General features: G+C 62.1%; 12 protein-coding genes. 9 read left to right on the forward strand and 3 right to left on the reverse strand.

Features of this window, described 5'->3' with window-relative positions:
• Positions 1-81: 81 nt before the first annotated feature.
• From guaA to ANI01nite_RS05665, 3 genes are all read left to right on the forward strand, one after another.
• On the forward strand, positions 82-1668 hold the full coding sequence (guaA, locus tag ANI01nite_RS05655; protein ID WP_038990680.1) for a glutamine-hydrolyzing GMP synthase: 1587 nt from the start codon (positions 82-84) through the stop codon (positions 1666-1668).
• Positions 1669-2059: 391 nt separating this feature from the next.
• Complete coding sequence (locus ANI01nite_RS05660) at positions 2060-6292, forward strand: DNA helicase (protein ID WP_255314423.1); 4233 nt, start codon at positions 2060-2062, stop codon at positions 6290-6292.
• Positions 6289-6606 carry a hypothetical protein gene (locus ANI01nite_RS05665; RefSeq protein WP_141356604.1) on the forward strand — a complete coding sequence of 106 codons (318 nt, stop codon included), beginning with the start codon at positions 6289-6291 and terminating at the stop codon, positions 6604-6606. Before ANI01nite_RS05660 ends, ANI01nite_RS05665 begins: the two co-directional genes overlap by 4 nt.
• Before the next feature lie 4 nt (positions 6607-6610).
• On the opposite strand, the gene ANI01nite_RS05670 is transcribed toward ANI01nite_RS05665, so the two are convergent.
• Together ANI01nite_RS05670 and ANI01nite_RS05675 are read right to left on the reverse strand one after the other, a co-directional pair.
• The gene (locus ANI01nite_RS05670) at positions 6611-7321 is read right to left on the reverse strand and encodes an RcpC/CpaB family pilus assembly protein (protein WP_170214573.1); all 711 of its coding nucleotides are present in this window, start codon (positions 7319-7321) and stop codon (positions 6611-6613) included.
• Positions 7322-7382: 61 nt separating this feature from the next.
• Positions 7383-7997, reverse strand: a complete 615-nt coding sequence (locus tag ANI01nite_RS05675) for a 5-formyltetrahydrofolate cyclo-ligase (RefSeq protein WP_038990677.1) — start codon at positions 7995-7997, stop codon at positions 7383-7385.
• Positions 7998-8082: 85 nt separating this feature from the next.
• On the opposite strand from ANI01nite_RS05675, the gene ANI01nite_RS05680 reads away from it, so the two are divergent.
• Positions 8083-8703: a GNAT family N-acetyltransferase gene (locus ANI01nite_RS05680; protein WP_141356608.1), complete on the forward strand. Its 621-nt coding sequence runs from the start codon at positions 8083-8085 to the stop codon at positions 8701-8703.
• A gap of 180 nt (positions 8704-8883) precedes the next feature.
• Positions 8884-9717 (forward strand): hypothetical protein, encoded by an 834-nt coding sequence (locus ANI01nite_RS05685; RefSeq protein WP_141356610.1) that lies wholly within the window; start codon positions 8884-8886, stop codon positions 9715-9717.
• Between the two features lie 68 nt (positions 9718-9785).
• On the opposite strand, the gene ANI01nite_RS05690 is transcribed toward ANI01nite_RS05685, so the two are convergent.
• Positions 9786-10292, reverse strand: coding sequence for an Lrp/AsnC family transcriptional regulator (locus ANI01nite_RS05690; protein WP_141356611.1), 507 nt, complete (start codon positions 10290-10292; stop codon positions 9786-9788).
• 112 nt (positions 10293-10404) lie between these two features.
• On the opposite strand from ANI01nite_RS05690, the gene ANI01nite_RS05695 reads away from it, so the two are divergent.
• From ANI01nite_RS05695 to ANI01nite_RS05710, 4 genes are all read left to right on the forward strand, one after another.
• Positions 10405-10875 carry an NUDIX hydrolase gene (locus ANI01nite_RS05695; RefSeq protein WP_038990672.1) on the forward strand — a complete coding sequence of 157 codons (471 nt, stop codon included), beginning with the start codon at positions 10405-10407 and terminating at the stop codon, positions 10873-10875.
• Positions 10876-10915: 40 nt separating this feature from the next.
• Positions 10916-11821 (forward strand): glycine betaine ABC transporter substrate-binding protein, encoded by a 906-nt coding sequence (locus ANI01nite_RS05700; protein ID WP_141356613.1) that lies wholly within the window; start codon positions 10916-10918, stop codon positions 11819-11821.
• A 92-nt stretch (positions 11822-11913) separates the two neighbouring features.
• Positions 11914-13134 (forward strand): pyridoxal phosphate-dependent aminotransferase, encoded by a 1221-nt coding sequence (locus tag ANI01nite_RS05705; RefSeq protein WP_038990670.1) that lies wholly within the window; start codon positions 11914-11916, stop codon positions 13132-13134.
• A gap of 223 nt (positions 13135-13357) precedes the next feature.
• Entirely contained in the window at positions 13358-14221 is an 864-nt protein-coding gene (locus tag ANI01nite_RS05710; RefSeq protein WP_141356615.1) for a PPK2 family polyphosphate kinase, read from the forward strand.

Below are 14221 nucleotides of genomic sequence, written 5' to 3' on the forward strand. Positions count from 1 at the left end.
CTTTTGCCAAAAATGCACTTGGTGACGCTGATGACATCACCTTGGCTGTTTCGCGCGCAGTGAACCGCGTAGACTGTAACGGTGACTACTGCTCCCCTCAATCCAGAACATAAGCCGGTTCTGGTCGTCGACTACGGGGCCCAATACGCGCAGCTCATTGCTCGCCGCGTACGCGAGGCCCGTGTGTACTCGGAGATCGTTCCGCACACCCTGTCCACCGAAGCCATCCTGGCCAAGAACCCTGCTGCGATCATCCTTTCCGGTGGTCCTTCCAGCGTCTATGCCGATGGCGCCCCTTCCGTAGGGGCCGACCTGTTCGAGGCCGGCGTCCCGGTCCTGGGCATCTGCTACGGCTTCCAGGCCATGGCCAACGCCCTGGGCGGCACCGTGGCCGAGACCGGCCTGCGCGAGTACGGCCGCACCGCAACCACCTTCGAGGGCGAAGCCCGCTCCATCCTGGCAGGCGCCGCACAGGCGCCTACCGTCTGGATGAGCCACGGCGACGCCGTCTCCCAGGCGCCGGAAGGCTTCGAGGTCCTGGCCACCACCGCCGGTGCTCCAGTGGCGGCGTTCGCCAACGAAGCCAAGCGCCTGTACGGCGTGCAGTGGCACCCGGAGGTGAAGCACTGCGAGTACGGCCAGGACGTCCTGGAGAACTTCCTGTACAACGGTGCTGGCCTGAAGGGCGACTGGACCGCGGACAACATCGCTGACGAGCAGATCGAGCGCATCCGCGCTCAGGTCGGCACCGGCAAGGCCATCTGCGGCCTGTCCGGCGGCGTGGACTCCGCTGTGGCAGCTGCCCTGGTGCAGCGCGCCATCGGCGACCAGCTCACCTGCGTGTTCGTGAACCACGGCCTGCTGCGCGAAGGCGAAGCCGAGCAGGTTGAGAAGGACTTCGTCGCTTCCACCGGCGCCAAGCTGTACATTGCCGACGAGCGCGAGCGCTTCCTGACCGCTCTGGACGGTGTCACCGACCCGGAGACCAAGCGCAAAATCATCGGCCGCGAATTCATTCGCGCGTTCGAAGCAGCCGAAGCTGCGATCATCGCCGAGGCCGCTTCCGAGGGCGAGCCGGTGAAGTTCCTGGTCCAGGGCACCCTGTACCCGGACATCGTCGAGTCCGGCGGCGGCGAAGGCACCTCCAACATCAAGAGCCACCACAACGTGGGCGGCCTGCCAGAGGATCTGCAGTTCGAACTCGTCGAGCCGCTGCGCACCCTGTTCAAGGACGAAGTGCGCGCCGTGGGCCGCGAGCTGGGCTTGCCTGAGGAAATCGTTGGCCGCCAGCCGTTCCCCGGCCCGGGCCTGGGCATCCGCATCATCGGTGCGGTCAACGAGGAGCGCCTGACCATCCTGCGCAAGGCCGACGCGATTGCCCGCGCCGAGCTGACCGCCGCAGGCTTGGACGACGAGGTCTGGCAGATGCCGGTAGTGCTGCTCGCCGACGTGCGCTCGGTTGGCGTTCAGGGCGATCACCGCACCTACGGCCACCCGATCGTGCTGCGTCCGGTATCCTCCGAAGATGCCATGACCGCCGACTGGTCGCACCTGCCATACGATCTGCTCTCGAAGATCTCCAATCGCATCACCAATGAGGTCGATGGGGTGAACCGCGTGGTGCTGGACGTCACCTCCAAGCCACCAGGAACCATCGAGTGGGAGTAATCCCGTAGCCTGGAATTCCCCTGCCTGCTGCCGCGCTTGCGGCAACAGGCAGGGGATTTTTTTGTGTTCTGACGCGCGGAACCCTCTTGAGTGTCAAGACAGCGTCGCGAAGCAGACATCGTAATTGTAGGGGGCCGCAAGCGCAACATGGCCAATGGGCGCAGATCGTGCACGAGAGCGCTGGCCACGCGCCACGGCTTCATGAAATCGCGCATCCAATATTCGCAGTTTGCTGAGCGAGGCCCATAAGCGAACACCGCGAGCATGAGCTTGCGCATCCCGCGGATAAAACGTGTTTCGCGCACCGGTTCTGCACTGTCGGTGCACTACGTTAGAAAGAGGCGTATCTGCACCTGTGGTGCGCCCGAATGTGGTCGGTTCAGTGAAGGGAATGACTGTCGTGACTAGTGGACAGAATGCTGCCGCCGAGCGTGTAGCTGCCTGGGTTAAATCGCTGGGGCAGAGTGCCGGGGCGGATACGACCCTGCGGTTTGCTCCGTCGACCTCCAATAGCATCGACATAACCCATGCCAATCCATCGGGCTTGGCCCAGTTCCTTGCCGGGCGGAGAACCCGCCTGTCCACCCTGCTGCATGATGCGGACCAGTACGCCACCGCGCGCCGCACCGCCCGTGCGCTGTCGGCCAAGATCAGTGAACTGTGGGAAGAACGCGGCATCGATGTCGGCTACCTGGCCGCCGGTGTCGCCAACTGGCGTGCCGTCCATGATGGCAAGAGCGAGCCGGTTTCCGCTCCCATCATGCTCGGACGCATCACCCTGGCCAAGCACGTGGATGCCGACGACTACGACCTGCAGCTCGTTGGACGCGCTACCGTATCCCCGGCGTTCGTGCGACAGTTCGAGGCCGACCACAACGCCAAGGTCGACGTCGACGCCGTTGATGCTGCCGCCTATTCCATCGCCCGCTTTGATCCGGTCCGGGGCATGGATGCCCTGCGCCACCAGATGGCCGAGGTCCCCGGCGTAGTCGTGGGCCACCGCCTGCTGCTCTCCACCTTCTCCGAACTGATGGACCCGGCAGACCCGGCGAAGCTCAACGGCTCCCACCCGGTTATCGAGGCACTGATCCGCTATGACACCGTGGTAAAGCAGGCAGGGAACAGCCAAAGCAGCAAGACTTCGGAGGCGCTGGCCAACCTGGTGGCTTCAAAGCCGGGCGCCGCGAAGCCCGAGGATTCGAAAGCCGAAGGATCGAAGCCCGAGGACGCCACCGAGGATCCTGCTGCAAAGAAGCAGGACGGGCAGCCAGCCGCGCAGGCTGCCGAGGCCAAGGGCAATGAAGGCTCCGGTTCGAGGCTGAGCCGCGTGAAGAACATCCTTAAGGAAAGCGCTCGCTCGCGGAAGCAGGGCGCAGTCTCCGAGGAATCGTCGGCCCGCAAGGTCCACACCGGAACCACGACCATTGCCAAGTCTTCTGACGACCGCGATCCGGAAGACGAGCTGTTCCTGCTGGACGCCGATGAATCCCAGTCCAAGATGCTCGACTACATCGCCGCCGGCGAATCGGTGGCCATCAATGCCGCCGCCGGCACCGGTGCCACCCAGACCGCATTGAATGCAGCCGCGCTGCTGGCTGCCCAGGGCAAGCGCGTGCTGGTCGTTGCCGAGCAGCGCTCCGCCGCCGAGGAATTCGTGTCTCGCTTCAACGAGCAGCTGGATGCCGGCAGCATGCTGCTGGAACCGAATGAGGATCCCGAAGCGCTGCGCGCCATGCTCACCAAGGCGATCCTGCGCAATGAACGCGCCGCCGAGCCGCAGCTGGGCTCCATGTTCAAGCGCCTGCGCGAATCCCGCCATGCGTTGCACGAGCATGTGAAGTCGCTGCACTCGGTCCGCAGCCGCTGGGGCTGCTCGCCGTACCAGGCGATGCAGGAGCTGGCACGCCTCTCCGCACTGGAACCAGCGCCATCCACCACCGTGCGCCTGAAACGTTCGGTGCTCGATTCCATGGGCCAACGCGGACATGTTGCCGCGCAGCTCAAGCGCGCCGCCCAGCTCGGCGCCTTCTCCAAGGTGCACACCACCAGCCCTTGGCACGGTGCTCCGCTGCGCAACACCGAAGCCACCGAGAAGGCCCTGAACCTGGCCAGCGGCCTGGGTCGCGACCTGCCAATCCTGCATGACCACATGCTGCAGATTGCCGAGCGTTCGCAGATCCGGCTGGAAGAAAGCTACGACAAGTGGGGAGACCAGCTGCAGCTGCTGGTCGCCGTCCGCGGCTCGCTGGACAAATTCGAAGCCGATATCTTCGAGGGCGATATCGACGATTTGATCGCCGCCACCGCAACCAGCGCATGGCGCCGTGAACACGGCGTCGAGATGGGTTCGATTGTCCGTTCCCGGCTGCGCAAGATCGCCAAGGAATACGTCCGTCCAGGCATGCACGTCGCCGACCTGCAGTCCGCACTGCAAGCCGTATCGGTCCAGCGCGATGCGTGGCGAGCCATCGCCACAAGCCAGCGCAACCCCCAGGTCCCGGGCGGACTGCTGGATGTCGAGGCCGGCTACCATGACGCCGGTGCCCGCATCGACAAGCTGGCCGAAATGCTGCCATCCTCCCTGGGCTCGCGCCTGCGCGAAATGCCGATCAAGGAACTGCTCTCGGTGATCGCCTCGCTGGTTGAACGCCGCGAGGACCTGGGAGAGCTGCCCGAACGCACGCTGACCTCCGAGCAGCTGGCCGAAGCCGGTCTCGGCGATTTGCTCGATGACTTCGCCGAACGCGAGATCGACGCCGACCAGGTAGACAGTGAATTGGAACTTGCCTGGTGGCAGTCCGTGCTGGACGCCATGATCTCAGGCGATGACTTCCTTGCCATGAACGACGGATCCAAGCTGGAGAAGATCGAAGCGGACTACCGGCTGGCTGACGGTGCGCATATCGCCGCCGGACCGCAGCGCATCCGCTGGGCGCTGGCCCGGAACTGGAAGGCCGCGCTGGCTGACCACCGTGCCGGATCGCGGGCGCTGCGCGAGATGCTCAAGGGCGGAACCCCGAGCATTGCAGGGTTGCTGGATCTTGGCGCGCCGCTGGCCAATTCGCTGACTCCTGTCATCGTTTCGGCTCCGCTGCTGCTGGGCAGCGCTCTGCCGGAGGACACGAAGTTCGATGCCGTCATCCTGCTTGAAGCCAACTACCTGACCCTGCGGGAAGTCCTGGATGCGATCCGCCGCTCCGAGCAGGTCATTGCCATCGGCGATGAAATGCTCGGTGGCCCGAAGCGCTTCGAAGTCTCCGTGGACCCCACCGCCCGTGTTCGCGAGCAGGGCGTGGACCGTTCCGCGCTGGAAGCGCTGAACAAGGTGCTGGTCACCGGTTCGCTGTCCACCGTGTACCGCGGAATCGACGAAGGCCTGGTGGAACAGCTGTCCACCACCTACTACGACGCTGCGCTCTCGCGCCTGCCAATGGCGGTGAACCTCACCGGCAACTCGTCGCTGCTGCGCGGCGAATATGTCCCGGATGCCACCGGATCGCTGTCCAGCAGCGAAGACGGCGTGCAGACCACCGCCGCTGAAGTGGCGCGGGTAGTGGATTTGGTCTTCGAGCATTTCAAGAACCACGGCGGAGAATCGCTGGCGGTCATTGCCTCGAACCGCAGCCATGCCTCGGCCATCGCCGAAGCGATCCGTGTCCAGCTGCCAAACCACAAGTACGCGATGGAGCACCTGCGCTCCAAGCGCGAACCGTTCGTGGTGACCACCATGGACCGGCTGATCGGCCTGCGCCGGGATTCGGTGATCTTCGCCTGGGGCTACGGACGTACCCCGCACGGCAAGACGCTGCACGAATTCGGCGCCTTGTCCCGCGAGGGCGGCGAGCAGCTGTTCGTCGCCGCGATGACCCGATCGCGCACCCGCATGACCCTGGTTTCCAGTCTGCTGCCGGAAGACGTCGACCTGAACCGCGTCTACCGCGGAGCCCGCCAGTTCTTCGAGCTGTTCGGACGCGTGCAGGCCGGGGATTCCGGAGTCAGCTCGATGCGAAACCCGCGCTTCGACCCATTGGTCTCGGATCTTGCCCGCCGCTTGCGCGAAAGCGGTGCGATCGTTTCCGAGGACTACCGTGGCGTGCTGGATTTGTCGGCACATGCCTACGACTCGGCGCACACCGGCATCCGCCCGCTGGCCGTGGTCTACGACGGCACCGAGCACTATGCGGGCCTGACCGTGCGTGAGCGCAGCCGCCTGCGCCCGGAATTCTTCGAGAAGCACGGCTGGCGTTATGTTCCGCTGTGGACCATCGATGTCTTCACCGACCCGGGTGCTGTCGCCGATCGCCTGGCCCATGCCCTGGGCCTGAAAAAGACGACGGCTGCTGAACAGCCATCGGCCCGCAGCGGCATGGCCGCCGCTCGACCAGTCTCGGCCCGTGAAGTCACCACCGAGCCGGAGGCGCCGAAGGAAAAATCGAAACTGCTGAAGTCCACCAAGACGCGCCAGGAACCCAAGGCAGAGAGCAAGCAGGAAGCAGCGGTTGCTGACAGCGCGGCCAAGGCCGGAACCGAGTCGCCTGCCAAGGACAATGCAGGCAAGCCGGTGACCCCAGCACCTGTGCCAGCCACCAGCAAGATCGATGAATCGGAACCGAAGAAGCCATGACTTCTGAGCAAGAACCAACGCGCGGCCGCCGCAAGCGGCCGCGCGTTGTGGCACCGCCGCAGCATTTGGCTGCACGTGTCGAACTGACCGGCAGCTACACACCGGTGCCACATTCAGAATCCGTCAACCGTGCGCTGGCGGGCCCGCAGAGTGCCGGTGCGCCCGAGAACACGATGGCGGCAGCAGCCAAGAAGCGCACCACCGATCCGCTGGCTGATTTGCTCGCCAAGGACCAGGACCCGCGAAATTGGGGCGACTCCAAGGAAGATCTTGCTGAAACGATGAAGCGCGAGAAGCCGCCGCACTGGGGCTGAACGCCTAATTCACCAAGACGGCTGAAACCTTGCCGCGCGATACCGCCCCTGCCAGATCATCCGAGAGGCTGTTGGCCGCCGCAACCACGACAATCCCCTCGCCGGTCGGGGCAGCGCTGCTGAGCATGCCGAATTCAGAACCAGTGGCATTATCCGGAACCCAGAGCACCGGCACCGCTTTGGCGATGGTCTGCGAGCTGATTTCCTTCTCAAAACCGTCGCCGGTGGTCAATACAATATCCACCAATTGCCCAGGATGCAGCAGCGTCACCGTGGCCGGGTCGCTCAGACGCAGCGGAACTGCGACGGTACCTTCCGGTGATCCGTGCAAAAGCTGCGGTCCCACCAGCGAATAGTCGCGCAGCACCGTTCCTGCACGCAGTGCCACGGCCGCGCGTTGCCCTGCTACGGCCTCAATGCCTTCAAAGACCTCGGCATCATGCGGGTCGAGCCGCACAGTTTGCACCTGCAGCTGGTTGGCGGATATCCGGGAACCGGCAGGAATGTCGCTGAGCGCCACTACGACCTCGCGTTGGGCCAATTGCCCGGAGGAAAATACATTGAGCATGCCTGCCAAGGCGAGCAATGCGCAGGCAATGGCCAATGGCTTTCGATAGCGGCGCAACAGCTCATTGCGATTACGGACCGGCCTGATTTTCGGCTTGGGAATCACCGGAGGACGGGGCGCGGCTTGGGTCCTGGAGAAGTAGCTCATATCCCCATGCAACCTGCCAGCACGGGAACCCGTGGCCCGCCGCCCGCGAGCTGTGGGTAAATCAGATGATCTGATGCACCTGCTGTGGCGTGAACACCAAGTCCACCGGCTGGTCATGTTCGTCAATCCGGAAAGCACCGGGTGGAACATACTCATGCTCGTACACCACCGCAGCTACCCGTACCGGGGCGTCTTCGATCAACGGCAGGAAGCGATCGTAATAGCCACCGCCCTGGCCCAGGCGCAATCCGTCCTCGTCGATGGAAAGGGCTGGCATGATCAATGTATTGATCTCGTCGAAGAGTTCCGTGCCGATCCGTTCGCCCACAGGTTCCATCACCGGGGCCAAAGCGCTCGGTGCGAATTCCATGCCGGGGGTGTACTCGACCCATGACAGCGCATAATCCGGTTCGCACACCGGCAGATAGACGTCAATGCCCTCATTGACCAGTGCATCCAACAACGCCTCGGTTGGCGGTTCATCCGGACCGGAGCAGTAGGCCGCGACCTTCTGGACGACTCCGGTGCTTTGGCTCAGGTAGCCGATCACCGTGCGGGCCAGATCCTGGCCGAGCTGCTCGCGCTGGATCGGATCAAGCGCCCTGCGCCAACTGCGGACGGCGGCACGTGCGGCCTTCTTGTCGGATCCAGGATGCTGGTCAGCGGTGAGGTTCATGCCTACAGCTTACGCGTACGCAATGAATCGCTGCCCGCTGGTGCCGTTGCCGGCTGCGGGCATGACGAAGTAATACGATGTGCACATGTTCATCTCTCGTCGGGCAAAGCACCTGGTTCCGGATCTGGCCTCGGAACGGCTGCTGCTGCGCCAGCTGACCGCGCGGGATGAGGCCGAGTGGATCAATCTGCGCTATGCCAATGCCAAATGGCTCAAGCCATGGGATCCCACGAGTCCCTTGGGCCCGCCGGAATCCATGACCTTTCGGGAGATGCTCAGGGCAAGGGACGAATCGGCAATTGACGGAAGCGGATACTCCTGGGCACTGGCCCTTCCCCAGCTGCATAGGGGGCGCCCGCCACTGATCGGGCAGGTTTCCGTGTCTTCCGTGCAATACGGGGCCGCACGCACAGCGTCCATCGGTTATTGGATTGACCGCAATCATGCCGGGTTCGGCCTGATGCCGGAAGCCTGCGCCTTGGTCATCGACCACTGCTTCGAGCAGTTGCAGCTGCACCGCATGGAAATCAATATCCGTCCGGAGAATGCCGCCAGCCTTCGCGTTGTGGACAAGCTCGGTTTCCGCGATGAGGGCCTGCGCAAGGGTTATCTGCACATCGACGGGCAGTGGCGGGATCACCGCACCTTCGCGTTGACCCGCGAAGAGCTGAAAACTCCGATGCTCGAACGCATCTACGAATACTGACCCGGATTCCGTGCTATTTCGATCAATCAAGCTCTGATATGAGCGAACCGGATCGAAAACATGCGGACACGCCTAGGGATGTGCGTGAGCGCGCACCCAAGGTTGCATAGTGTTGATTTGACGGAACCATATTTGGTTCCACAAGGATTTGACCGAATCAATCGGTGATGGAGGACCCACATGGCTGGCACGTCACAGAGCGCTCCGCAGGAAAGTGCTGCGACCAAACTCAAGATTCGTGTGCGCTATGGCCGGTTGTCCGTCGCACTCGTTGGTGCCTTGGCAGTCATCGCGACCGTTGTCGGTCTCATCCTGGCTCCGTTCACGGCCCTGACCTTTGGTGCCGTCGGCTTGTTCGCGCTGGTTGCCGTCGCTTCCTTCGCCACCCTGCGCGGCCTGGCTGTGCGCGACCGCAACCGCAAGCTGCTTGAGCACCTCGAAGCCACCCGGCAGAAGGCGCTGCAGACCCCGGCCTTCGACGACGCCGCCAATCAGGTCGTCTCGCGCAAGCATGAAAAGGACGAGGTCTTTGACGCCCGACCAGGTTCTTCCCGCCGTGCTCCAGCAATTACCGCTGAAGAGCTGCGTGCCGAAGCGCTGCGCGTGGCGCACGGCCACGGCGGCGTGAAGCAGCCGGAGACCTGGGAGCCAACGCGTGTCCCTAAGCCTACCTATGTGGAAGCCACTGAGCGGATTGCCAAAACTGCGGAAAAGGCAGCTGAGCAGGGTGCACATCGTACCCACAAGCCTGCGCTTCATGTCCAGCAGCAGTTGCGCCCGAGCAAGCAGATCAGCCTGAAGGCATCGGAGGACGCCAAGCGCCTGGCTGCCGAGGTATCAGCTGAAGAGCGCGCAGCAGTTCCATCGGTTGCTGCCAAGCGTTCCGAGAGCGCTCCGGCAGACAAGGAAGCCGTTGCTCCGGTGGCTCCGGCGCCAGAAGCCGCGCCGGCTGTTTCCGCAGGGTCCACGCCTCGCCTGAACCTAGATGCGGTCATGCAGCGCCGTCGCGCATAACATCCAAGCTCAAAGACGTGTGGCCCGGACCTTTCCCAAGGTCCGGGCCACACGTCTATGAATTGCCGTCAGCTGATCATGTCGTCGAATGGCAGCGGTCCGCGATTGCCGCGGTGATGAGCGAAGACCAAGGTGGTTTCGGTATGGCCCACCGACTCATCGGTCGCCAGGTTATCAAGCACCCAATCCCGCAGCGCATCGGTGGAGCCAACCGCGATATGCAGCAGGTAGTCGGTGCCGCCGGATACATGGAACATGGAGAGGACCTCAGGCAGCTGCGGAATGCGTGCCACGAACGCATCGATTTTCTCGCGATCGTGCGCCCGCAGCTTGACCGAGATCAATGCCTGCACGGTACGGCCGACAGCTGCCAATGACACCTCGGCGTGGTAGCCGGTGAGGATGCCGCGTTCGACCAGGGAACGGGTACGCAGCAGCGCAGTGGATGGTGCGATGCCGGCACGCTGTGCGAGGGTTGCGTTGGAGATACGCGCATTCGCGACCAATTCGTCGATGATGATTCGATCGATTCCGTCCAGATCGACGTTTGATGAAAGCTCTGATTGCTGGGCCATAATAATATTTCATCATATTCGCAAGGCATCAGCGGGATCTTTGAGGTAAAAATCGGAGTATGCCGTCCGCGTACGAACAAATAATCGGTGAACAAACGGATATATTGGGGATATGACACGTCGTTCTGAGCACACCGGTGAATCCTTCGATACCAGGCTGGCAGCCTATTGCTTGGTGGAACACGAAGGAAAGGTACTGCTTACGCTCTGGGATATGCGTCATCGCGATCCGCGCTTCACGCCGCGCTGGTCCCTTCCAGGTGGCGGTATCGACTTGGGGGAGCCTATCGAGGAAGGCGCCCGCCGTGAGGTCTATGAAGAGACCGGCTACGCCGTAGACGCATTGGAGCTCCTGGATGTCACCACGGGAGTTATTCCCGGTTCGAAACGCTACTCGGGCGAAGGCCACGCCATGCAAACGGTGGCCGTCACCTATCGTGCCAGGCTGACCGGTGGCGAATTGCGCCATGAAGTCAACGGCTCGACCAGCCAGGCGGCCTGGTTCACGCGCGAGGAGATTGCCAAGCTGAACTGCATTGAACGCGTCGAGAGCATTTTGCGACTGACCGCACCCGGCAAGTAGCAACGGATCGCAGGTGACCTGCCCTAGAATCAATAGGGACATGAACTTGCGAAATTCCATCACCGTCGGCATGCTCAGCGCAGCACTGCTGCTCACCCTGTCTGCGTGCACTGAAGACGAAACGCCAACAACAGAGCCGAGCAAGGAGATCACCTTGCGGATTGCTGCCGGCACCCAGCCGGCTGACCAGGCCCTGGCCCATGTCTACGCCAACGCCCTGAAAGCCGAAGGCTATAAGGCATCGCTGAACGAGCCAGCGGCGAATCCCTACCAGCAGGTTGTTGATGGAAAAGCCGACCTGGCGTTGGACCGAGCGGCCAAAGCACTGTCCCTCGCTGCTGATCCGGCAGCTATCACCGGCGAAGACCAGCTGCTCAGTGCCGAGGAATCCCAAAGCCTGCGCAGTGCCATCAATGACGCTGAGGGTAAAGTGACTGCTTTGGAGCTCAGCCCTGCTGATGCCGGCAAGATCCTGGTCATGAGCCAAGCTCAGGCAACCCTGCACAAGGTCGATTCCGTAGAAACCCTGATTGCTGCCTGCGCTGATCTGACGATCATCAGCGATGAAGCCAGCTCCGAATCCTTGAAAACTGCATTGAAGGATGCGGGCTGCGAGAAGCCAAAAGTCGTAGAAGAACAGACCGCGAACTTGGCAGGCAAGCTGCGCACTTCGGTGGACAGCGCGGTGGTGCTGAGCGCCGGAAATGCAGTCATCTCGGATGAGGGCTTCTACAGCATTCCGGGAAGCGCAAGCTTCTTCAACGCGGAGAATTACATGCTGCTGGCCGATAACGACGTGGATGACAAAGCTCGGGCGCAGTTGAACAGCATCACCGGTGAATTCTCGCAACAGTCGCTCGTTGACCTGAATCGGATGGTCAGCCAAGAAGACGGCCTGAGCCCGGAACAAGCGGCCGCCCGTTGGGAATGGATCATTGAAGAGTAGGCCCTAGCCAGCGCTCCCAAGATTTCGGCCGCTGACCATAGCGGTCGAGTAATAAGGTGTGTGGATCGCACCTGACGTGAGAAAGTGTAATCATGGCAGAATTCAAGCAATCAACGAAACTGCACAATGTCCTCTACGATATCCGTGGCCCGCTGTTGGAGCATGCCACGCGCATGGAGTCCGAAGGACACCGCATCCTGAAGCTGAACATCGGCAATCCCGCGCCATTCGGCTTCGAGGCGCCTGATGCGGTGCTCGTTGACATGATTCGCAACCTGCCTAATGCCCAGGGCTACTCGGATTCCCGGGGTATTCTCTCGGCACGCACCGCCGTCTCCCAGTACTACCAAACCCGTGGCATCCAGACCATCGGCGTTGACGACATCTACCTGGGCAACGGCGTCTCCGAGCTGATCACCCTCTCGCTGAACGCGCTGCTGAACAACGGCGACGAGATCCTGATTCCAGCCCCCGACTACCCGCTGTGGACCGCATCGGTTTCGCTGGCTGGCGGCACCCCGGTGCACTACCTGAATACCGAAGAAGAAGGGTGGCTTCCAGATCTTGAAGATATGGAAGCGAAGATCACCGATCGCACCAAGGGCATTGTGATCATCAACCCGAATAACCCCACCGGTGCGGTGTACCCGAAGGAAACCCTGGAGGGCATCCTCGAACTGGCGCGCAAGCATGGGCTGATCGTGTTCTCTGACGAGATCTACGAAAAGATCCTCTACGACGACGCAGTGCACATCAATACCGCTTCGTTGGCAGATGACGTGCTGATCCTGACCTTCTCCGGCCTGTCCAAGGCCTACCGCGTGTGCGGCTTCCGTGCGGGCTGGATGGCGATCTCCGGGCCCAAGCACCAAGCCGGGGATTACATCGAAGGCATCAATCTGCTGACCAACATGCGGCTGTGCGCCAACGTGCCGGCGCAGCACGCAATCCAAACCGCCTTGGGCGGCTACCAGTCGATCAACGACTTGATCCTGCCTGGCGGACGCCTGCTCGAACAGCGCGACGCGGCCTACAACTTGCTGACCGCAATTCCAGGAGTGAGCGTGCAGAAGGCCAAGGGTGCGCTCTACATGTTCCCAAAGCTGGATCCAGAGGTATACCCGATCCACAATGACGAGACTTTTGCCCTTGAACTGCTTAAGGCGCAGAAGATCCTGATTTCCCAGGGCACCGCCTTCAATTGGGTCCGTCCTGATCACTTCCGCTTGGTCACTTTACCGAACGTGCGCGACCTGACTGATGCGGTTGGACGCATCGGACAGTTCCTGGAGGACTGGCGTACTCGCGCCTAACTTGCCTCGAACCGAACCGGCCCAGAATCGCTGACGTGATTCTGGGCCTGTTGTAATTAAAGGGAGCGCCAGGAGAGCAAGGTCCCGGGAGGTCCGGGGTGCTTCGTGGAGGCAACTGCGGCAGGGGGAGCGTTGGCCATTCCCTCTTCTCACCATGCCACCAGCGACAGTAGGCTGACTACAACGAAGAGCAGTACTTCCACACATGCTTGAGGAGTCATTGATGAGCGCTTACCCTGCAAACCTGATCGAAGCGTTGCGTGCAGAACCCGGCCTGAAGCTTTCTCAGCGTGCGACCAAGGATGCTCAGTGGTGGCCCGCGGATGCCCCGCAGGACAAGAAAGCTGCAGAGAAACGCATGGTCGAGCTGGCACCGCTGCTCTCGGAATTGCAGGAACGGTTGTTTGCCGCCTCGGTATCTGGCGGGACGGCGCCTGCAGTGCTGCTCATGCTGCAAGGAATGGATACTTCGGGCAAGGGCGGGATTGTCCGCCATGTCCTGGGCATGCTGGATCCGCAGGGCGTCGAGCATCATGCCTTCAAGGCGCCTACCGAAGAAGAAGCGGCGCATGATTTCCTGTGGCGCATCACCAAGCAGTTGCCTGCCGGGGGATTGGTAGGAGTCTTTGACCGTTCCCACTATGAAGACGTGCTGGTCGCCAAGGTGAAGGGTTACGCAAGCCCGGATGTGATCGAATCACGTTACGGGAAAATCGTCGACTTCGAGAAGCAGCTGCTTGAGCAGGAAATCCTTCCGATCAAGGTGATGCTGCACATCAGCCGCGAGGAACAATACGAGCGGCTCGCGGAGCGCTTGGAGCGTGCCGACAAGCATTGGAAGTATTCGCCCGGCGATGTCGACGACCGGCTCCTGTGGGATGATTTCCAGGCAGCATACGAGGTGGCGATCAACCGCACCGATAACCAGAATGCACCATGGCATATCGTTCCCGCTGACCAGAAGTGGAAGGCCCGCTTGTGCGTCGCCGAGCTGCTGCTGGCGGCCTTGGAGCGCGTGGCTCCGGACTGGCCTGCTGCTACCTTCGATGTGAAGCGCGAACAGGCCCGGCTCGAAGCGGCGAAGTAA

The sequence above is a fragment of the Glutamicibacter nicotianae genome (assembly GCF_006539525.1).
Classification (GTDB): Bacteria; Actinomycetota; Actinomycetes; order Actinomycetales; family Micrococcaceae; genus Glutamicibacter; species Glutamicibacter nicotianae.

What these genes read in the sequence shown, in the direction of transcription:
- ANI01nite_RS05660 (WP_255314423.1), top strand. Translation starts at nt 2,060, where the DNA reads ATGACTGTCGTGACTAGTGGACAGAATGCTGCCGCCGAGCGTGTAGCT.
- ANI01nite_RS05705 (WP_038990670.1), top strand. Translation starts at nt 11,914, where the DNA reads ATGGCAGAATTCAAGCAATCAACGAAACTGCACAATGTCCTCTACGAT.
- ANI01nite_RS05675 (WP_038990677.1), bottom strand. Translation starts at nt 7,997, where the DNA reads ATGAACCTCACCGCTGACCAGCATCCTGGATCCGACAAGAAGGCCGCA.
- ANI01nite_RS05690 (WP_141356611.1), bottom strand. Translation starts at nt 10,292, where the DNA reads ATGGCCCAGCAATCAGAGCTTTCATCAAACGTCGATCTGGACGGAATC.
- ANI01nite_RS05695 (WP_038990672.1), top strand. Translation starts at nt 10,405, where the DNA reads ATGACACGTCGTTCTGAGCACACCGGTGAATCCTTCGATACCAGGCTG.
- ANI01nite_RS05685 (WP_141356610.1), top strand. Translation starts at nt 8,884, where the DNA reads ATGGCTGGCACGTCACAGAGCGCTCCGCAGGAAAGTGCTGCGACCAAA.
- ANI01nite_RS05680 (WP_141356608.1), top strand. Translation starts at nt 8,083, where the DNA reads ATGTTCATCTCTCGTCGGGCAAAGCACCTGGTTCCGGATCTGGCCTCG.
- ANI01nite_RS05665 (WP_141356604.1), top strand. Translation starts at nt 6,289, where the DNA reads ATGACTTCTGAGCAAGAACCAACGCGCGGCCGCCGCAAGCGGCCGCGC.
- ANI01nite_RS05670 (WP_170214573.1), bottom strand. Translation starts at nt 7,321, where the DNA reads ATGAGCTACTTCTCCAGGACCCAAGCCGCGCCCCGTCCTCCGGTGATT.
- ANI01nite_RS05710 (WP_141356615.1), top strand. Translation starts at nt 13,358, where the DNA reads ATGAGCGCTTACCCTGCAAACCTGATCGAAGCGTTGCGTGCAGAACCC.
- ANI01nite_RS05700 (WP_141356613.1), top strand. Translation starts at nt 10,916, where the DNA reads ATGAACTTGCGAAATTCCATCACCGTCGGCATGCTCAGCGCAGCACTG.